At 65.2% G+C, this 19,938-nt stretch carries 18 protein-coding genes; 13 read left to right on the top strand and 5 right to left on the bottom strand.

Annotated elements, in window-relative coordinates; genetic code table 11:
* Positions 1-258: 258 nt before the first annotated feature.
* Positions 259-1,473, bottom strand: a complete 1,215-nt coding sequence (locus tag A5645_RS16960; protein WP_065036799.1) for a CaiB/BaiF CoA transferase family protein — start codon at positions 1,471-1,473, stop codon at positions 259-261.
* A 26-nt stretch (positions 1,474-1,499) separates the two neighbouring features.
* Entirely contained in the window at positions 1,500-2,687 is a 1,188-nt protein-coding gene (locus A5645_RS16955) for a cytochrome P450 (protein WP_172830554.1), read from the bottom strand.
* 245 nt (positions 2,688-2,932) lie between these two features.
* Here A5645_RS16955 and A5645_RS16950 point away from each other — a divergent pair, with 245 nt between their 5' ends.
* From A5645_RS16950 to A5645_RS16925, 6 genes are read left to right on the top strand one after another with little or no spacing between them, the layout of a single operon-like run.
* Complete coding sequence (locus A5645_RS16950) at positions 2,933-3,796, top strand: enoyl-CoA hydratase (RefSeq protein WP_065130395.1); 864 nt, start codon at positions 2,933-2,935, stop codon at positions 3,794-3,796.
* 31 nt (positions 3,797-3,827) lie between these two features.
* A complete protein-coding gene (locus A5645_RS16945; RefSeq protein WP_065036796.1) occupies positions 3,828-5,039 on the top strand; it encodes an amidohydrolase family protein in 1,212 nt (403 codons plus the stop codon).
* An 8-nt stretch (positions 5,040-5,047) separates the two neighbouring features.
* Positions 5,048-6,676, top strand: coding sequence for an acyl-CoA synthetase (locus A5645_RS16940; protein WP_065130394.1), 1,629 nt, complete (start codon positions 5,048-5,050; stop codon positions 6,674-6,676).
* Positions 6,673-7,527 carry an amidohydrolase family protein gene (locus tag A5645_RS16935; RefSeq protein ID WP_065033596.1) on the top strand — a complete coding sequence of 285 codons (855 nt, stop codon included), beginning with the start codon at positions 6,673-6,675 and terminating at the stop codon, positions 7,525-7,527. Before A5645_RS16940 ends, A5645_RS16935 begins: the two co-directional genes overlap by 4 nt.
* Before the next feature lie 3 nt (positions 7,528-7,530).
* The gene (locus A5645_RS16930) at positions 7,531-8,568 is read left to right on the top strand and encodes an acyl-CoA dehydrogenase family protein (protein WP_065130393.1); all 1,038 of its coding nucleotides are present in this window, start codon (positions 7,531-7,533) and stop codon (positions 8,566-8,568) included.
* A gap of 4 nt (positions 8,569-8,572) precedes the next feature.
* Positions 8,573-9,766, top strand: a complete 1,194-nt coding sequence (locus A5645_RS16925; RefSeq protein WP_065033598.1) for an acyl-CoA dehydrogenase family protein — start codon at positions 8,573-8,575, stop codon at positions 9,764-9,766.
* A 4-nt stretch (positions 9,767-9,770) separates the two neighbouring features.
* Here A5645_RS16925 and A5645_RS16920 read toward each other — a convergent pair whose 3' ends face one another.
* Complete coding sequence (locus A5645_RS16920; RefSeq protein WP_065130392.1) at positions 9,771-10,151, bottom strand: winged helix-turn-helix transcriptional regulator; 381 nt, start codon at positions 10,149-10,151, stop codon at positions 9,771-9,773.
* Between the two features lie 129 nt (positions 10,152-10,280).
* Between A5645_RS16920 and A5645_RS16915 the strand changes: the two genes are divergently transcribed.
* The 5 genes from A5645_RS16915 (at position 10,281) to A5645_RS16895 (ending at position 15,987) form a co-directional block, all read left to right on the top strand.
* Positions 10,281-11,381, top strand: coding sequence for an enolase C-terminal domain-like protein (locus A5645_RS16915; protein ID WP_065130391.1), 1,101 nt, complete (start codon positions 10,281-10,283; stop codon positions 11,379-11,381).
* Positions 11,382-11,401: 20 nt separating this feature from the next.
* A complete protein-coding gene (gene mdlC, locus A5645_RS16910) occupies positions 11,402-12,997 on the top strand; it encodes a benzoylformate decarboxylase (RefSeq protein WP_065130390.1) in 1,596 nt (531 codons plus the stop codon).
* Between the two features lie 29 nt (positions 12,998-13,026).
* Positions 13,027-14,085, top strand: coding sequence for an SMP-30/gluconolactonase/LRE family protein (locus A5645_RS16905; protein ID WP_065130389.1), 1,059 nt, complete (start codon positions 13,027-13,029; stop codon positions 14,083-14,085).
* A gap of 52 nt (positions 14,086-14,137) precedes the next feature.
* A complete protein-coding gene (locus A5645_RS16900; protein ID WP_065130388.1) occupies positions 14,138-15,154 on the top strand; it encodes an NADPH:quinone reductase in 1,017 nt (338 codons plus the stop codon).
* Between the two features lie 62 nt (positions 15,155-15,216).
* The gene (locus tag A5645_RS16895) at positions 15,217-15,987 is read left to right on the top strand and encodes a YoaK family protein (RefSeq protein ID WP_081288396.1); all 771 of its coding nucleotides are present in this window, start codon (positions 15,217-15,219) and stop codon (positions 15,985-15,987) included.
* Here A5645_RS16895 and A5645_RS16890 read toward each other — a convergent pair.
* A complete protein-coding gene (locus tag A5645_RS16890; protein WP_065130387.1) occupies positions 15,942-17,087 on the bottom strand; it encodes a thiolase family protein in 1,146 nt (381 codons plus the stop codon). The two genes, A5645_RS16895 and A5645_RS16890, sit on opposite strands and share 46 nt — an antisense overlap.
* Before the next feature lie 181 nt (positions 17,088-17,268).
* On the opposite strand from A5645_RS16890, the gene A5645_RS16885 reads away from it, so the two are divergent.
* On the top strand, positions 17,269-18,474 hold the full coding sequence (locus tag A5645_RS16885) for a cytochrome P450 (RefSeq protein WP_065130386.1): 1,206 nt from the start codon (positions 17,269-17,271) through the stop codon (positions 18,472-18,474).
* Here A5645_RS16885 and A5645_RS16880 read toward each other — a convergent pair.
* Positions 18,471-18,857 (bottom strand): lipocalin-like domain-containing protein, encoded by a 387-nt coding sequence (locus A5645_RS16880; RefSeq protein ID WP_065130385.1) that lies wholly within the window; start codon positions 18,855-18,857, stop codon positions 18,471-18,473. The genes A5645_RS16885 and A5645_RS16880 overlap by 4 nt on opposite strands.
* A 41-nt stretch (positions 18,858-18,898) precedes the next feature.
* On the opposite strand from A5645_RS16880, the gene A5645_RS16875 reads away from it, so the two are divergent.
* Positions 18,899-19,930 (top strand): LLM class F420-dependent oxidoreductase, encoded by a 1,032-nt coding sequence (locus A5645_RS16875; protein ID WP_065033605.1) that lies wholly within the window; start codon positions 18,899-18,901, stop codon positions 19,928-19,930.
* Positions 19,931-19,938 lie beyond the last annotated feature (8 nt).

Below are 19,938 nucleotides of genomic sequence, written 5' to 3'. Positions count from 1 at the left end.
CGCGGCTGCGCCGGCGACCATGGCATCAACCAGGCCCGCATCATCCACGTCGTCGAACATAGGTTCGATACTAGTGACACGGCACCGCCGCAGCCCCGGCCAAATCACGAACTGTGGACAAAAGCCCAACTGTGGACAACGCCCCGGGCGGGCGCCCTCGGCGGGCGCCGTCTGTAGGCGGCCGCTACGACCGAAGGGGGTTGAGCCTGAACCAGTTTGAGATTGCGATCTGTGCGAATGCGGTTCGGCTGCCCAATGTCAGGCGATAGCCCCCGCCTCCTTGAGCTCCGCGATCCGATCCCAATCCATCCCAAGCTCCATCAAAACGATCTCGGTGTGCTCGGACGCCTGCGGCGCCCGCGTCGTCTCCAGCGGCTCATGGTTGAACTGAACCGGCCCACGAACCACCCGGAACGGCGCCCCGCCGCTGGCCACCTCGACCTCGGCGATCATGTCGTTGGCAATGGCCTGCTCGTCGGTGGCCAGGTCGAGCAGGCTCTGGAACGGAGCCCACTGCCCGCGCATCGTCTTGAGGTGCTGACGCCAATATTCAAATGGCTTGGCGGCGAACGCTTCACCAATCAACTCAGCGGCGGCATCGGCGTTCTGGATCAGCGGCAATACCTCAGAGAAGCGCGGGTCGTCGGCGGCCTCGGGAATGCCGAGGTGTTCGAAGGTGTCGCGGATCAGGCCGGTCGGGCTGATGACGCACAGGTTGATGGTGCCGCCGTCCGAGGTCAGGTAGTTGCCCATGAACGGATTCACCGACGGGGCAAGGGATCCCGGCATGTGCGAACGCATCACTTCGCCGGTCTCCATCCCCTGGGTGACGCTCGCGCCGGCCGCCCACCACGCGGTACTCAGCAACGACACATCCAGCTCGACAGCTTCACCCGTACGCTCCCGATGCAACAGCGCAGCCGAGATGCCCCCGGCGATGAACATGCCCCCGATAGAATCCCCGAACGCGGGAATGCCTTGTCCCAGAGCGCCGCCGAGCTCCGCGGGGGTCAATGAGTGGCCCACGCCACTGCGGGTCCAGAACGCGGTGCCGTCGTAGCCCCCCACGTCGCGTTCGGGTCCCTTGTCGCCGTAGGCCGAACCACGCGCATAGACGATGTCGGGATTCGCCGCGCGGATGTGCTCGACGTCGAACTTGTTCTTCTGTCGCTGTGCCGGCATGTAATTGGTCAAGAACACATCGGAACTCTTGGCTAGCTCGTAGATCACTTCCTGTCCCCCGGGTGTGGAGATGTCAATCCCCACGCTGCGTTTGCCCCGATTGGGATGCTCCATCAGGGGATGGCGGTCGGGGTCGACCTGGATGCCGCCCATGTTGAGAAATCCGCGCTGGGTGTCACCCCGTAACGGGTGCTCGACTTTGATGACGTCGGCGCCCCAGTCGGCGAGGATGGCTCCGGCCGCGGGGACGAAGGTGAACTGCGCAACCTCAAGGACGCGAATCCCCGCCATCACCTTGATCGTCATGTGGCCTCCCGTCACATCGTGTTGAACGTTACCGGCAATGCGGTGGGAGAACGGAATGGCTGGCCGTGGATGTGGGGATCGTCATCGGTGACCAACTCGATGTCGGTCAACCGATCCAGCAGGCACTCCAGCGCCACCCGGGTCTCCAAACGCGCCAGGTGCAGTCCCAGGCAGGTGTGTTCACCGGCGGCGAATGATATGTGCGGCAGCGGTTTCCGGAGGATGTCGAACTCCTCGGGCCGCTCCCAGCGTCGCTCGTCGCGATTGGCCGAGCCGATGCAGACGCTGACCATCGCTCGCGACGGAATCGTCACACCCTCTACCTCGGCCGCGACGGTGGTGAACCGCTGCACCGTGGTCAGTGGCGTCTCGTAGCGCAAACCCTCCTCGATCGCCTGCGGGATGAGTCCGCGATTGGCCCGCAAGGCAGCGAACTGGTCAGGGTGGGTGAGCAACAGATACAGCAGGTTTCCCGACGAGCGGTAGGTGGTCTCCAATCCAGCCGGAAGCAACAGCCGCAGGAACGAGTAAATGGCTTCGTCGCTGAGCCTTTCTCCGCTGATCTCCGCCGTCACCAGATCACCGATGATGTCCTGGGTTGGCTGCGACCGGCGCTGCTCGATTTGGCCCAGGAAATAGTCCTTCAACGCCGCCGATGCCTCAAAGGCCCGCTCGTAGTTGACGTGGTAACTGATCAGCTGCTCCGCACGCTTGCGGAACATCGGTAAGTCTTCGGCGGGCAGGCCCAACAATTGCGCGATGATCCGGGTCGGGAATTCAAAGGTGAAGTCTCGTACCAAATCCGCATGTCCGCGTGTGACGAAGTCATCGATCAGGGCGTTACAGGTGGGACGCACGATGGTCGGTTCCCACCGCGCCAACGCCTTGGACTTGAACGCGGCCGACACCAGATTGCGGTGCTCGCGATGTTGCGTGCCGTCCATCGCCAAAATCGTCGGACCGATGAACATCCCGATGGTCTTGTCGTAGAACCTCGACGTGAACACCTGGCCGTTGCGCAATACCGTGTTGACCGCGTGGAACGAAACCGCCGAGTATTCGCATCTGGGACGGAAGGCTTCCGGAGTCTTGGAGTAGTCCATCACGGTTCCCTCGAACACGCCGCAATCACGACGGCGCCGAGCGAAGAATGGGTACGGGTCACGCAACGCAACCTGATCGTGGACTTGACCTGTCACCTGGCTCCCCGGCGGCTCAATGGCATCAGAAGATGGTCCGCATGAGCCTACTGTAACGAATACAGTAGGCAAAGCGCGATGGGATTCCCGGCCGCCACCGACGACCCGCGTGAGCAGGCTTTCCTGCCATTCAGCCACCCTGGCCCGACATTGCAGAAAGCAGTACCGATAGGTATACAGTATCTACTACGCGCCCTGCTTCGGCGGATGTCGCGCGAGCGTTGCACGATTGAGGGGACGGTCTGATGAGCACCGACGGCAGCGCGGTTGCCGAACGGCCGACCGCGCCGGGGGACCCCGTGTTGTACGACGTCTCGCCGACCGGCGTCGCGCTGATCACGCTGAACCGCCCGGAGCGCCGGAACGCGTGGGGCGGGGCGCTGACGTCGATGTTCTTCCGCTGCTTGGAGACCGCGGATGCCGACGGCCGCGTGCGCGTCATCGTGATCACCGGCAACGGCCGGGCGTTCTGCGTGGGTGCGGACATGGGCGATCTGGATTCCATCTCGTCGACGACGGTGGAGTCGGCCAGCCAGACCGACATCACCTCGCTGGTGGCCGAGAAGCACCCGTATTTTCTGACCCAGTTACGCAAGCCGGTGATCGCCGCGATCAATGGCTCGATTGCCGGTATCGGCTTGGCGTTGGCGTTGATGGCCGATATCCGCTTCGCCGCTGCCGGAGCGAAGTTCACCACTTCGTTCGCGCGGCGGGGACTGGTCGCCGAGTACGGCATCTCGTGGATCTTGCCGCGGCTGGCCGGCTGGGGTGCCGCCGTCGACCTGCTGATGTCGGGTCGCACCTTCACGGCCGAGGAGGCGGCCGAACTGGGCCTGGTCAAGCAGGTTGTGCCGGGCGAGCGGTTGCTCGACGTGGCATTGGCCTACGCCGAAGACATCGCGGTGAACTGCGCGCCCAGTTCACTGGCCGTGATGAAACGGCAGCTCTACGCCGATGCGGCTCTGCCGATCGTCGAGACGAGCCACACCGCCGAGGGATTGATGCACGAATCCATGACGCGTTCGGACTTCATCGAAGGCATCACCGCCTTCTTCGAAAAGCGCCCGCCACGATTTCCACCACTGAGCGCGCACAGCGACGAGACTTAAGGGAACCGGCAGATTTGAGAGGACGTCCGCGATGACGACGCTGGATTACCAGGCGATTGACGTCGACAACCATTACTACGAACCGATCGACTCGTTCACTCGGCACCTGCCGAAGGAGTTCAAACGCCGCGGCGTACAGATGCTGAACGACGGCAAGCGGACCTGGGCAGTGATCGGCGAACGTATCAACCAGTTCATCCCGAACCCGACCTTCGACCCCATCATCGAACCGGGGTGCCTGGATCTACTGTTTCGCGGCGAGATCCCGGAAGGTGTCGATCCGGCGTCGTTGATGAAGGTCGACCGGTTGGAGAACCATCCCGAATACCAGAACCGGGATGCCCGAGTGAAAGTCATGGACACCCAGAACCTCCAAACCGTGTTCATGCTGCCGACTTTCGCCTGCGGTGTGGAGGAAGCCCTCAAGACCGACATCGACGCCACCATGGCCTCGATACACGCCTTCAATCTCTGGTTGGACGAGGACTGGGGTTTCGACCGTCCTGATCACCGGATCATCGCAGCGCCGATCATCTCGCTGGCCGACCCGGTCAAGGCGGTCGAGGAGGTCGAGTTCGTCCTGGGCAGAGGCGCCAAAATGGTGCTCGTGCGCCCCGCTCCGGTGCCCGGTTTGGTCAAGCCGCGGTCGCTGGGCGACCCAGCGCACGACCCGGTGTGGGCTCGACTCGCCGAAGCCGGTGTGCCCGTTGGCTTCCACTTGAGCGACAGCGGCTACCTGGCGATCAACGCGTTGTGGGGCGGCAAGGCCACCTTCGAGGGGTTCGGCAAGAAGGATCCGCTCGACCAGGTCCTCCTCGACGACCGGGCGATCCACGACTCGATGGCCTCGATGATCGTGCACCAGGTCTTCACCCGCCATCCGAAATTGAAGGTGGCGAGTATCGAGAACGGTTCGTACTTCGTCTACCGATTGATCAAGCGACTCAAGAAAGCCGCCAACACCGCCCCCTATCACTTCAAGGAGGACCCGGTGGCGCAGCTGAGGAACAACGTATGGATCGCCCCGTATTACGAGGACGATGTGAAGCTGCTCGCGGAGACGATCGGCGTGGAGAAGATTCTGTTCGGCTCCGACTGGCCGCACGGCGAAGGGCTGGCCGATCCGATGGCCTTCACCGCCGACATCCCGCAGTTCCCGGAGTTCAGCGCCGAAGACACCCGTAAGGTCATGCGCGACAACGCACTTGACCTGCTCGGTGCGAATATCGCAGCGTCGGTATAGCGCTGCCGATGAGCGAATGGACGATCGGGGCCGTCCTGGACGCGGTCGCCGAGGCCGTGCCCGATCGGGTTATGACGATCTGCGGCGCCCGCACCAGCACGTTCGCCGAATCCGCCGAACGGACGCGCCGGCTGGCCAACTATTTGGCGCACCGGGGATTCGGCGCACATGCCGAGCGTGCCTCGCTGGACAACTGGCAATGCGGTCAGGACCGCGTTGCGCTGATCATGTACAACGACCTGTACCCCGACCTGGTGATCGCCTGTCTCAAGGCGCGGGTGGTACCGGTCAACGTCAACCACTACTACACACCGCGGGAAGTGGCCGAGCTGCTGGCCTACGTCAAGCCGCGCGGCATCGTTTACCACCGCTCGTTGGGCGCCAAATTCGCCGAGGTGCTGCCGGCTGGCGCAGAGTTGTTGATATCGATCGACGACGGCACTGCGTCTCCCGATCTCGCGGGTGCCGTCACCCTGGAAGATGCTCTAACGCAGGGTGATTCGGATCATACCCAAGTGCCGTCGCCCGACGACCTGTTGATGATCTGCACCGGGGGAACGACCGGGCGGCCCAAGGGCGTGCTGTGGCGGCAGTCCGACATGTACGTCGCGTCGATGAACGGCGACGACCATGCCGGTGTCGAGGAAATCCAGGCGCGGGCGCGGAATGCCGGAGCGCCCTGGTTCGCGGTCTCGCCGCTGATGCACGCCGCGGGCATGTGGACCGCGTTCTCGGCCATCCTGTCCGGGCAGACCGCTGTCCTGTACGACACCCAGCAGAAGTTCGATCCCGCGGCGGTGCTCGCGATCGCCGAACGCGAAAGGGTCGGCCTGATGACCATGGTGGGCGACGCCTACGCCGCACCGCTGGTCGAGGAGCTCGGCCGCGGCGACTACGACCTGTCCGGGCTGTTCGCGATCGGAACCGGTGGCGCGGCCACCAACGTCAAACATCAACGGGCTCTGCTGAAGTACCTACCGCACATCACCGTGATCAACGGTTACGGGTCTTCGGAAACCGGCAACATGGGGTTCGGCCACAGTCGCCAAGGCACCCAAACCGATACCTTCACGATCAGGGCCGGTGGGCTGGTGCTCTCCGAGGATTACCGCCGGTTTCTGGAACCGGGTGAACCACAGATCGGCTGGGTAGCGCGCACCGGTCGAATTCCGTTGGGCTACTTCGGCGACGAGGCCGCGACGGCGAAGACATTCCCGGTCGTCGAGGGTCGCCGCGTGGTGATATCGGGCGACCGGGCCTCGGTGGAAGCCGACGGAACGCTGCGGCTGTTCGGGCGGGACTCGCTGGTCGTCAACACCGGCGGCGAGAAGGTGTTCGTCGAAGAGGTCGAGGAGGTACTGCGCGCGCACTCCGCGATCGCCGATGCTTTGGTGGTCGGTCGCGACAGCGAACGTTGGGGCCAGGAAGTCGTGGCGCTGATCCAACTGCGCGCGGGTGCCGATTTCGACACCGACGCAATGCGCACCCACTGTGCCGCCGGGTTGGCAGGGTTCAAGGTGCCCAAGGCGTTTATCGTGGTAGATCGGGTGCGCCGGCTGGGCAACGGCAAAGCCGACTATCGCTGGGCCAAACAACAAGCTGAAACGGAAAGCATGGCAAGGACATCCGGAAAATGAGCGGCCAGGGCCCCCGGCCGGTGATTGATTGCCTGGTCAACGTCCACTTCGGGGAGACCGAGGCGCAGCCCGAGTTCATGAAGCGAGTTCGCGACGACTACTTCAAGGGACCGGCGTCGATGTTCGACCCGGTGGATCTCGCCGAACTGCTTGACGAAATGGACCAACACGGAGTCCAGAAGGCCATCCTGATGGACAACCTGGCGAAACCTTCGGTCACCGCCCGCAAGTTCGTCGACGCGCGCCCGGACCGCTTCGCCCTGGCCATCGGCGGTGTCAACCTGCTGCGTCCGGTGGCATCGCTACGGGAACTGGCCGCGACGGTCGCCGATCTGCCGGTGGCGTACACCGCCGTCGGCCCGAGCTTCTGGGCCGACGGCATGTACCCGCCCAGCGACGCCGTGTACTACCCGCTGTATGCCAAGTGCGCCGAGATCGGTCTGCCGCTGTGCGTCAATACCGGCCTGCCGGGCCCGCCGATTCCCGGTGAGGTGCAGAACCCTATCCACCTGGACCGGGTGTGCGTGCGCTTCCCCGAACTGAAGTTGTGCATGATCCACGGCGCGGACCCATGGTGGGACATCGCGATCCGGATGCTGATCAAATACCGCAACCTGCGGTTGATGACCTCGGCCTGGTCACCGAAACGACTGCCGGACAGCCTCGTTCACTACATGCGCACCCGAGGACCCGGCAAGGTGATCTTCGCTTCCGACTGGCCGGTGCTGCGCCAGCATCGCGTCGTCCCAGAGGCCAACGCACTCGACCTACCCGCCGAGGTGCTGGACAACTACCTGTACAACAACGCCAACGAGTTCTTTTTCGGCGCTGACGAGAATCAGGAGCGGTAACCGATGGATCGCTACGAATTGCGCCGTGTCGACTACAGCCTGAGCGAGGACCACAAGGCTCTGCAGGACGCCTACCGCCAACTGCTGGAGACCCATTGTCCTATCGAGACGGTGTGGGCCGCACAGGAAACGGGATTCGACAAGAGCCTGTGGGAACGGTTGTGCGCCATGGGCGCCACTTCGATGGCAGTGGCGGAGCACGCCGGCGGGGACGGTGCGACGCTGGTGGATCTGGCGCTGGTAGCTGAAGAACTCGGTCGGGTGCTGGCGCCGGTGCCCTGGATAGACCACGTCTGCGCGGTGCGGCTCGCGGAGCGGCTGGGCGCCGTCGCGCCGGAGATGGTCGAGGGCAGCCGCATCATCGGTCTCGAAATTGCGCCGGAACCCGTTTCGGGACAACGGCTCCTCCCGTCCGCGGCGATCGCCGACGGCCTCATTGTCCGGGACGGGGACGAGGTGGCGCTGCTGACGTTCGCGACCAGGCCGACGCGGGTGCCCAACCTGGGTCAGTTGCCGATGGCCTGGGTGGACCCGGACGCCGCGGATTCACGGACCGTGCTTGGCTCGGGCCCCGAGGCGATTGGCGCTTACCGCCGTGGGGTCGACGAGTGGCGGGTGCTGACCGCGGCGGCGTTGACCGGTCTCGTCGAGCAGACCATGACCATTGCCGCCGAGTTCGCCAAGACGCGCTACACCCTCGGTGTGCCCATCTCGACCCTGCAGGCCATTTCACATCCCTTGGCCAACATGGCAATCGCCGTCCAGGGTGGCCGCAACCTGGCCCGGCGGGCCGCATGGTTCCTCGACAACGAACCTGACGAGCGTCCGGAACTTCCCGGTTGCGCGTTCGTGTTCATGGCCGAAGAGGCGCCCAAGGCGGCAACCATGGCGGTACACATCCAAGGCGGCCTCGGCGTGTCCGTGGAGGCGGCCGCGACGGCGTATCTGGTCCGGGCCCGGGGTTGGGCGCTGGCCGGCGGCGATCCGGGACTCACGGCAAAGCAAGTGGGCCGCTTGGTCGCCGAGCGAGAAGGAGCCTAGGGCAATGGATTTCGCGCGAGTCGAACTCGACGGCGACGACCAGGCCTTTCTTACCGAGGTCCGGGCCTTCCTAGCCGAACACGTGACCGATGAGGTTCGCCGCCGTGACCGCGAGACCGGTGACAACTTCGATGAAGGCGTGCATCTGGCGATCGGTGCCGCCGGTTATCTGGAGAAGGAGTGGAAGTCGGCGGCCGACGGCGGGTTCACTCGCGTCCGGCGCCGCATCTGGGAGCTGGAGAAGCGGCGGGTACACACGCCGTGGGTGACGTGGGGGACCACGGCGATGGTGGCGCGGGCGGTGGCCGCGTTCGGTAAACCCGAATTGGTCGAGGAGGTGCTGCCGAAGGTCTTCACCGGCGAGGTGCGTATGTGCCTGGGCTACACCGAGCCCGAGGGCGGCTCGGACGTCGCGACCTGTAAGACGCGCGCGGTGCGCGACGGGGATCAGTGGGTGATTAACGGCTCGAAGATGTTCACCACCGGTGCGCACAACTGTCAGTACGTATTCCTGATCACCAACACCGATCCGACAGCGCGAAAGCACAAGAGCCTGACCATGTTTCTGGTCCCGCTCGACCTGCCCGGCATCGAAATCCAGGGCATCCGCACCGTGGATGGAGACCGGACCAACATCGTCTACTACAGCGACGTACGCGTCGACGACAAGTATCTGCTCGGCGAGGTCAACGGCGGTTGGACGGTGCTGCGCGGTCCGCTGGACGCCGAGCACGGTGCCGTTGCGGCAGCGCCGGACGGGTTGCAGGACGTGGCGATCATGCAGCATCAGACCGGGTTCATGTCCGCGGCGGTGGACGCGGTGGCGGCCCGGGCCGCGCAGCCGGAACCAGATGGGGCGCGGCCAATTGACGACGGATCCGTGGCATACCGGCTGGGTCGCAGCGCCGCACGGCTGGAGGCGGCGCTGTCCACGCCCAGCATTTTCGGCAGGGTCGCGCAGGCGCAGACGATGCGCGATATCGGACCCGACCTGATGGACATCGCCGGGGAGGCCTCGGTGCTGCCGATCGAAACCGAGGGCGCCGCGGACAACGGGACCTCGGAGTACCTCTACCGATTCGCCCCGCTCGCCGGCATTTACGGCGGCACGCTGGAGGTCTTCCGCAACATGATCGCCCAGCATGTGCTTGGCCTCGGCAAGCCCAGCTACGCACCACCCGCGACAAAGGCGTCCTGAGTGGCTACAAAGCCCAACTGGGGTTGACGGCGGTGATGTGATCGATGTTGTCCTCGGCCCAGGCGCGCAGTTGAGCCAGCGGAACCGAGACGCTGACACCGAGTTCGGTCAGTGCGTACTCGACCCGCGGCGGCACGTCCGGATACACCGTGCGGGTGATCAGCGCTGCGGACTCGAGACGTCGCAGCGTGCGCGTCAACATCTTTGAGCTGATCCCGGGCAAGCCGTCGCGCAGCGCGCCGAAGCGCACGGGACCGTGTTCGAGCAAGCCGATCACCAATGCCGACCATTTGTTGGCAAGCAGGTCCAGCAGCAAGCGGCACGGACACCGTTCGCCATAGACGTCGTGCTCGTCGTGCTGGCCGGTGAGGCAGGTCTGACTCATGGCGACATCGTACCCACAGGCCTCTGAACTGCGAAGGTCTCCAAAGGAGAGTAGCCTCCCTTGCATGTCACCGGCGTTGTTGGCTTAGTCTCGCGACGTTCGCTTTCCCCTGCCTGAAAGTCGGTGTCGATGACCAACACTCGGATGACCGTGCGCCGCGCCGCCGTGCGCGCGGTTGTGGTGCCGCTGCGGCATCCGATCCTGGCGGCCATCGGCCGATTCGACGAGTGGCCGCTGGTGCTGATCGATGTCGAGGTGACCGACGGGATCGTCGGCTCGAGTTATGTTGCGCCGTATCGAGCCCGGTCACTGCCGGCCGTGGCCGCTGCCATTCGTGATCTCCTCGACGGATTGGTCAATCGCAGCGCCGCCCCTGGCGACGTGTTTGATTCGGCGATGCGATCTCTCAATGTCGTTGGCGTAAACGGTCTCTCGACGATCGCTGGGTCGGCAGTCGATATGGCGCTCTGGGACGCGCTGGCCAAGTCCGCGGGCGTGCCGCTCGCCGGGCTGTTGGGCGGCTCGGTCGGACCCGTGCGGACGTACAACAGCAATGGCCTGTGGCGGCATGAGGTCTCGTCGCTGGCCGGTGAAGCGAGGTCGCTGCTGGACGAGGGTGGCTTCACCGCCGTCAAGATGCGCCTGGGCAACGAGCATCTGCGCGATGACCTGGCGGCCATCGATGCCGTACGGCAGGGGATCGGTCGCGAGGTCGACCTCATGGTCGACTTCAACCAGGCCCTCGGTCTCGGCGATGCGCTGCGCCGCTGCCACGAACTCGACGAACAGAACCTGTACTGGTTCGAAGAGCCCATCGCCTATGACAACTTAGCCGGCTATGCCCAACTGGCGCAACAGGTCCGGACTCCGCTGCAGGCCGGTGAGAACTTCTACGGACCTCGTGATCTGTTGAACATGCGCGATCGCGGTGGTGTCTCGTATGCGATGGGGGACCTGATGCGCATCGGCGGCGTCACCGGATGGGTGCGCACCGCCGGGGTCGCGGCAGCGGCCGGAATCCAGTTCTCCAGCCATCTCTATCCGGAGTTCGCCGCTCACCTGCTGCGGGTCACGCCGACGGCGCACTGGCTCGAGTGGGTCGACTGGGCCTGTCCGATCCAGGCGGCACCCCTGCAGCCGCGGGACGGCACCGTGACCGCACTCGACGAGCCCGGTGCCGGGCTGGTCTGGGACGAGCGCGCCGTCAAGAAATACGCCATTGCGCTGTGAGCGCCAACCGAAGGGTGACGATGCCGACCGTACGAGAAGCCTTTTTCGAGGTGGCCCGGGGGTTAGGCCTGACAACCGTGTTCGGCAACCCCGGCTCGACCGAAGAGCCGTTCCTCAAAGACTTCCCCACCGATTTCCGCTATGTATTGGCTTTGCAGGAGTCCCCGGCGGTGGCCATGGCCGATGCCTATGCGCAACGCACCGGCAGGCCCGCACTGGTGAATCTGCACACGGCCGCCGGCATGGGAAATGCGGTGGGGAACATCGCCAGCGCGTGGTACAACCGTGCGCCGCTGATTCTGACCGCCGGACAACAGACTCGCGAAATGTTGTTGTTGGAGCCCTATTTGACCAACGTGCATCCTCAGCTGGTGGCGCAACCGTTCGTCAAATGGGCCTACGAGCCGGCCCGCGCGGAGGATGTGCCCGCAGCGCTGGTGCGGGCCTATGCGGCGGCGGTACTGCCGCCCGCCGGACCGGTGTTCCTGTCCATTCCGATGGACGACGGCGACCAACCGTGCCCACGAATTCCAATGACCCGCAGGGTCAGTGACCGGCTACCGGCGGATCGGGACACGCTGGCGGAGCTGATCGCGGCGCTGACCGCGGCGCAGTCACCGGTGCTTGTCATCGGCGGTGCCGTCGATCAGGCCGGTGGCTGGGACGATGCGGTTGAGCTGGCGGAGCGGCTGCGTTGCGCCGTGTGGGCGGCGCCGGGGGAGGGGCGGCCGGGATTCCCGGAAACCCATCCGCTGTATCAGGGAACACTGCCGCCGGCAATCGACCCGCTGGCGCGGACGTTGTCGGGGCATGACCTGATCGTGGTGATAGGTGCGCCGGTGTTCCGTTATTACCCTTTTGTGCCGGGCGATTACCTGCCCGCAGGCGCGCAGCTTTTCCATATCACCGACGACCCGTCCGAGGCAGCGCGCGCACCCGTCGGCACCGCGGTGCTGGCCGACCCTGGCCGGTCCTGTGCGGTGCTGGCCGCGGCGCTGCCACCGGCGCGGCAACCGTTACCAGCGGCGCGACCGGCCCTGGTGCCGGCCCAGCCCGACGCCCGCATCACCCCGGAGTGGCTGTATCACACGATCCAGGACTGCCGTCCGAAAGACAGTGTGATCGTTCAGGAATCGCTGTCCACTATGCGGCAACTGCGCCAACAGATACCCACCGACCAGCCGAGGTCGTTCTTCTCCATGTCCAGCGGCGTACTCGGTTACGGTTTGCCCGCTGCCGTCGGCGTCGCCCTGGCCGAACGCGACGAGGGCACCCACCGGAAGGTGATCTGCATCGTGGGCGACGGTGCGGCCAACTACGTGATCCAGGGACTCTGGACGGCGGCCCAACACAATCTGCCCATCCTGTTCGTCATTGTGCGCAACGGTGCCTACAACATCCTGAAGTCGTTCGCCGACCTGCTCGATACGCCGGACGTGCCGGGCCTCGACCTGCCTGGCTTAGACTTCGTGGCGCTGGCACAGGGGTACGGCTGCAACGCGGAACGAGTGGCGTCACCGGACGATCTTTATGGCGTGATCAAACGCGGAATCGATTACAAACGACCGCACTTGGTGGAAGCGCAGGTCGATGCGACTGTTCCACCACTGATCTAGGTTCCTGCATTGGCGAAGGAGATGCGGCTATGAGTTCACCGCGCCCGCTCGGCAGCGATGCCGAACCCAACTACGAGGTGGTGGCCGAGTTCACCGATCTGATGCCGACGGGCGTCACCGTCAGCGACGACGGCCGCGTCTTCGTCTCGTTTCCGCGGTGGGGAGACGAAGTGCCCTTCACCGTGGCCGAAGTCGTCGACGGCGCCGCGGGAGCGTTCCCCAATATTGGGGTCAACAAGTGGACGGGGACGGATCCCGGTGAGCGGCTCATCTCGGTACAGAGCGTGGTGATCGACCCGCACGGGTATCTCTGGCTGCTGGACACCGGAGCACCGTCCTTCTCGGCTTACGTCGACATGGGGCCCAAGCTCGTCCGAGTTGATCTGACACGCAATGAAATCGACCAAGTGGTGCCCATCGACCCCACCGCGATGACGCCGGCGACGTATCTGAACGACGTGCGCTTCGATTTCCGGCACGGCCGGTTCGCCTACCTCACCGACTCGCAGCCGACGGGCGCGCTGATCGTCGTCGACCTCGACAGTGGCGCGTGCTGGGACCGGTTACGCGGGCACCCGACGACGCAGGCGCAGGACCAATTTCGGGCCGTGGTCGAAGGTTTGGTGCGCGATCAGTACCGGGTGGGCGCGGACGGCATCGCGATCAGCGCCGACGGCGGCCGGCTGTACTACTGCCCGCTGTCGTCGCGGCGTCTCTACAGCGTGGACGCGGCGGCGCTACGGGACCGCGATGTGTCCGACGACCGTGTCGCCGAGACTGTTCTCGACCACGGCGACAAAGGGGCATCCGACGGGCTCGAGTCGGACACCGACGGAAACCTCTATGCCACCGCCTATGAGCACGGTGCGGTGTTGCGACGCAGTGTGGGTGGACATTGGACCACGGTGGTGCAGGCCAGGAATCTGCTGTGGCCGGACACGTTGGCGGTCGGCGCCGACGGGTACCTGTACGTCAGCATCAATCAGCTTCCGCGCACCCCGTTGTTCAACGACGGCAACGACGAGCGGATACCTCCGTACCTGTTGATCCGTGTCGACATCCGGGCGCAACCCGTCCGGCTGAAATGACTGGCCGAATTAACAAGCGCAGCAATGTTTGTCATCACACAGGAGGAACCCGATGAAGGCGATAGCCTATACCCACGCCGGTGACCCGTCGGTTCTCAAGCTCGTCGACCGGCCCGTTCCACCGGTCGGGGCGGGGGAGATCCGGGTAAAAATCGCCGTGTCGGGCGTGAACCCGACCGATTGGAAAGCGCGTCAGGGCGAGGAAACGGTGCCGGCGGGCGGCCAGGTACCCAACCAGGACGGTGCGGGCATCGTCGACGCGGTAGGCGAAGGCGTGACCGGGATGAAAGTCGGTGACCGGGTTTGGGTCTGGGATGCGGCATGGCAACGGGCCGACGGCACCGCTCAGGAATATGTCTCACTTCCCGCGCGGCAGGTCGTGCCATTGCCCGACAACGCAAGCTTCGATGTGGGTGCCTCGATGGGCATCCCGGCGCTCACCGCGCACCGGGCGTTGACCGCACACCGGGATGCGCCGCTGGAGCTTAAACCCGGCGCACTGAGCGGACTTACCGTGCTCGTTGCCGGCGGCGCGGGAGCCGTCGGCCATGCCGCCATCCAACTCGCCGTCTGGGCCGGTGCGACGGTGTCGACCACGGTCAGCAGCGACGAAAAAGCCGAACTGTGCAAGCGGGCGGGTGCCCACCAGAGGATCAACTACCGCAACCAGGACGTCACGCACGAATTTTTGCGGCAACACCCTGAGGGCGCCGACGTCATCGTCGAGGTCAACCTGCGCGCCAACGTGGACACCGATTTCGCGGTGCTGGCCAACGACGGGGTGATTACCATCTACGCATCCGACGAACGTGACGCCGTCGCAATCCCTACGCGGGCCGGCATGACCAGGAACGCGCGCCTGCAGTACGTGCTGACCTACCTGACGGATCACGACGCCAAGCTGGCGTCGGTACGGGCCGTCAACGCAGCGATATCGGCAGGCGCCCTGGCGGTGGGTGAGCAGGCCGGGTTGCCGCTGCACCGTTACTCGCTGGAAAACACCGCCGAGGCCCATCGCGCCTCCGAGAACGGCGTGGTCGGCAAGGTACTCATCGACGTCGCGACCTGAGCGATTGGCCGCTCCGAAAATCCGTCAAGGATCCTCCAAGACCCCGCCCCGATCATTGCCGCATGACCTTTAACGGCCCGTGGGGGGTTCAAGATCGTCGCCCTGGTCCACTGCATCCTCCCAGTCACGTCCTCGGCTACTGCGCCGCGCTGGCATTGACCGCCGGGTTCGTCAACGCGGTAGCGCTGCTGATCCTGGCCGTGCCGGTCGGCAACCTGACCGGCGTCACCACCCAACTCGGCATGGATGCCGCCAACCCGTGGCGATACGAGAGCCACGTGCTGATAGCCATCCTGCTGGGATTCCTGGCGGGGGCGACGGTTGCCGGCGCCCTGATCACGTCCACCCAGGCGCCCCGCAGCGGACGGCATGCCACGGTGCTGGTGATGGAGGCGGTGTTGCTGTTGCTGGCCGCTGCCGGGGTAGAAGCGCCGCCAGTGCAGGCGCAACTCTCGTCGCTGGGCGTCGAGGGAACCGCCGTCCAGGCGCTGCTCGCCGCCGCCGCTCTCGGTTTGCAGAACGGACTGACGTCAAGCTTCCGCGGGATGTCGGTGCGCACCACCCACTTCACCGGCACCGTCACCGACCTCGGGCTGATGCTCGGCCGCAGCCGCCAACTCGGAGTGGACAGGTGGAAGGTCGCCATCCTGGCGATGACGTTGTTGGCGTTCCTCGGCGGCGGTGTCATCGGCATCCTGGCCGCCGCTCATCTCGGCGGATACGCGCTGCTGGTTCCGGTCGCGATCTGCATGTCCCTGGCCGGTGTCAACCTGGCGCAGGGCCGCTCTCAGGTGGTCAGTATCGTCGCCGCCGCCGTGCCCGGCGCCCCGTAAAGCTGAGCGAAACCGACCTTCGGTTCACCGGGGACCTGACGGTCACCGGCTTGGCCCCGCAGTTGCCGCACGATCTCGTGGATCTGCCGAAGGCCCGACGCGCCGATCGGCTCGCCATTGGCAATCAGGCCGCCGTCGGTATTGATCGGCATCGCGCCGTTGATCTCGGTAACACCGTCGGCCAGCAACCGCTCCTGGTCCCCGTCGGCGCAAAAACCGCATTCGGCCATGTGGATGATCTCGGCGCCGGCATCGGTGTCCTGCAACTGAATCACGTCCACGTCGTCCGGACTGACGCCCGCCTTTTCGAACGCGGCGCGCGCGGCGTAGACGGTGGGCGCGACGTCCTCCTCGACCGGCGCGAAGGTCGTGTTCACCTCGTAGGCGCCGAAGCGGCGAGTGCGGACTTCGGCGGCCTTCAAGTAGACCGGCTTGCCGGTGTAGCGGTGCGCGATGTCGGCGCGGCACATCACCACCGCGGCGGCGCCCTCGTCCGGGGCGCAGAACATGTACTGCGTCAGTGGGTAGTTGAGCATCGCCGAAGCGAGGATGTCGTCCTCGGATATCGGCTTGCGGCGGAACGCATTCGGATTCAGCACGCCGTTCCGGAAATTCTTGGCGGCGACCCTGGCCAGGGTCCGCTGCGAGATGCCGTGGTCGTGCAGGTACCGGTTGGCCTTCATCCCGAAGAACTTGGTGGTGAGGTACTGACCGTTCTCGGCGTACCAGCGCGGCATGCCGACCAGGGCCGGGTCTTCGGTGAACGCACCACGCGGGTGTTTGTCCAGGCCGATGGCAATGCCGATGTCGTAATCTCCCAGCCGGATTCCGTCGGCGCAGGCCTTGGCCGCACTGGCCGCGGTGGCGCACGCGTTGAACACGTTGGTGAACGGGATGCCGGACAGTCCGACCATGCCGACGATCGCGTCGGGATTGGCCACGGTCCAGCTGCCACCGGTCGCCGCCTGTATATCGCTCCACTGCACACCGGCGTCCTTGACCGCGGCGAAGATCGCGTCGACGCCCATCTGCATCGCGGATTTTCCTTCGAACCGGCCAAACGGGTGCAGGCCAACTCCGATGATGGCGACATCGTTCATCGCGGCGGTTCTCGCTTTCGTGGTGTCAAGGACACTTGACTATAATACTGTAACCATTACCGTAGATCATTCCACGCCCATCGGGGAGAGGTCGCAACGTGGCCGAGGATCGGTGTGCTGACCAGCTTTGGCTGCAGCGCAACAGAACCCGTCGCCCTATCCAGTCACCGGAGGTCCGCCGGTGACCACTGCCGCGGTGGTGTTCGACCCGTTTTCCGAGGACTTTTTCAACAGCCCGTACGAGACGTATTGCCGGATGCGGGCCGAGGCTCCCGTGTACTACAGCGCCGAATACGACTTTTACGCGCTGACCCGCCACGAAGATGTGGCCGCGGCGTTCAAGGACCACCAGACCTACTCCTCGGCGTACGGAGTCGACCTGGCGCAGGTGCGCAAAGGCGAAGTGACCAAGCACGGGTCGATCATCGCGATGGACCCGCCTGCACACCGTCGCATGCGCGGTCTGCTCAACAAGGTGTTCACCCCCCGCGCCATCCAGGCGTTGCGGCCCTTGGTGACCCAGGTGGTCGACAAGTACCTGTCGAGGGTTGACCCGGACGGTTTCGACTTCGTTCAGGACTTCTCGGCACTGTTCCCCGTCGACGTGATGACGACCATGCAAGGAGTGCCGGAGCAGGACCGCCAACAGATCCGGTTGTGGATCGACGACCTGTTGCACCGCGCGCCCGGCGAAGTCGAGATGGGCGAGGCCGGTCTGAAGTCCGCCGTCGACATGGCCATTTACTATTACCGCCTCACCAAGCAGCGCCGGGAGAACTTGGGTGGCGATCTGCTGAGCAGGCTGATCCGCGCCGAGATCGAACGCGAGAACGGTGAAATCGCTCCGCTGGACAACATCGAGATCACCGAATTCGCCACGTTATTGGGCGGTGCCGGCGCCGAGACGGTCACCAAGCTCATCGGCAACGCGGCCGTCGTGTTCGCCCGCAATCCCGGCCAGTGGCGCAAGTTGCTCGAGGATCGCAGCAAGGTCCCGCTCGCGGTCGAGGAACTGCTGCGCTACGAGGCGCCCGCGCAGTACAACGTGCGGCGCTCGACCTGTGAGGTCAGCCTGCACGGCGAGACCATCCCGGCCGGAAAACCGGTGTTCCTGGTGGGCGGCTCGGCCAACCGGGATCCGCTGGCCTGGACCGACCCCGACACGTTCGAGATCGACCGCGACCGCACCCAGGCGCAGAACCTCGGACTCGGCTACGGCATCCACAGCTGTCTCGGCGCAGCCCTGGCGCGCCTGGAGAGCACCATCGCGCTGGAGCGGATGCTCGAATTCATGCCGCGCTACCAGGTCGACTGGGCGGGTTGCCAACGCGTCAACATGCAAAACGTCGCCGGCTGGAGCAACGTGCCGGTGCGGGTGCTGCGTTAACCCGGGTCGCGGCGCCACACCAGGGTGCTGTGCGTGGTGGCGCCCTCCGGCGACGTGATGCTCGCCGATAGCGTCAGCCGATCACCGTCCACCCGTGCGTTACGAATCTGGGGTTGCTGCAACAACTCCGGCATCGTCGCGATCGCGACGTCGTGGCAGACCGTGCCCGCGGCTTCGTCGACGCGGAACCGTCCGCCGTAGGAGATGAATTCGCCGCCGGGCCCGGGCGTCAGCTGGGCCGACATGTGGCCGTCGTTGGTGTAAAGGATCAGGCCGGACGGGTGCTCGCCGAACGGATGCCGGAGCTCACCGGTGGCGACGTCGCGGGATACGAAAGACTCCAATCGCCAGCCACCCAGTATTGCATCACCCAATGCATGCACCGGTTGACCCTACCGAATTAATTACAGTAACGTCCACACGCATGAGCGGTGCCTCTGCGCGCGCCGGCATCAAGATCGATGGGGGCATCCCCATGGAACTGCGACGGGCGCCCGGCGTCGCCGCCGAACTCGAACGGCGTCACTACGACGGCTGTTGGACCGGTGAGATCAACCACGACCCCTTTCTGCCCATGCTGCTGGCGGCCGAGCACACGTCCAGGATCGAACTGGGCACCAGCATCGCGGTGGCTTTCGCCCGCAACCCGATGACCGTCGCGCATACTGCTTGGGACCTGCAGTCCTACTCGGGTGGTCGATTCATCCTGGGCCTGGGCACCCAGATCCGGACCCATATCGAAAAGCGATTCAGTATGCCGTGGAGCCGTCCGGTGCCGCGGATGCGCGAGTTCATCTGCGCGCTGCGAACCATCTGGGACAGTTGGCAGCAGGGCACCCGGCTCAGCTTCCAGGGCGACTTCTATACCCACACGCTGATGACGCCGATGTTCACGCCCGAGCCGCTGAACTGCACGCCGCCAAGGGTTTTCGTCGCCGCCGTGGGCGAGGCGATGACCGAGCTGTGCGGCGAGGTCGCCGACGGCGTGATCGCACACGCGTTCACCACCGCACGGTACCTGGACGAGGTGACCCTGCCCGCGCTGCAACGCGGGCTGCGGCGGTCTCACCGCGCGCGCGGTGAGGTCGCGGTGTCCTGCCCCGTGTTCGTGGTGACGGGCCGCACCGAAGGCGAAATGTTCGATGCCGCCGTCGCGGTGCGGAAGCAGATCGCGTTCTACGGGTCGACGCCTGCTTACCTCCGGGTGCTTGACCTGCACGGCTGGGCGGACCTGCACACCGAGTTGCACCGGTTGTCGCGTCGGGGCGACTGGGACGCCATGGGTGCGTTGATCGACGACGAGGTGCTCAGCGCCTTCGCCGTCGTAGCGCCGGTCGACCGGGTCGCGGCCGCGCTGCGGGAACGGTGTGACGGCGCGGTGGACCGGGTGTTGCCCGGTTTTCCGGCCGGCCTGCCCGAAGAAGTGATCGCGACGATCCTCGAGGAACTGCGGTAGGGAGGTTC

Origin of the sequence: Mycobacterium asiaticum, from assembly GCF_001673635.1 — a bacterium.
GTDB lineage: Bacteria > Actinomycetota > Actinomycetes > Mycobacteriales > Mycobacteriaceae > Mycobacterium > Mycobacterium asiaticum_C.
The sequence above is the reverse complement of the archived record's forward strand: the minus strand, read 5'-3'. Positions and strand labels throughout refer to the sequence as shown.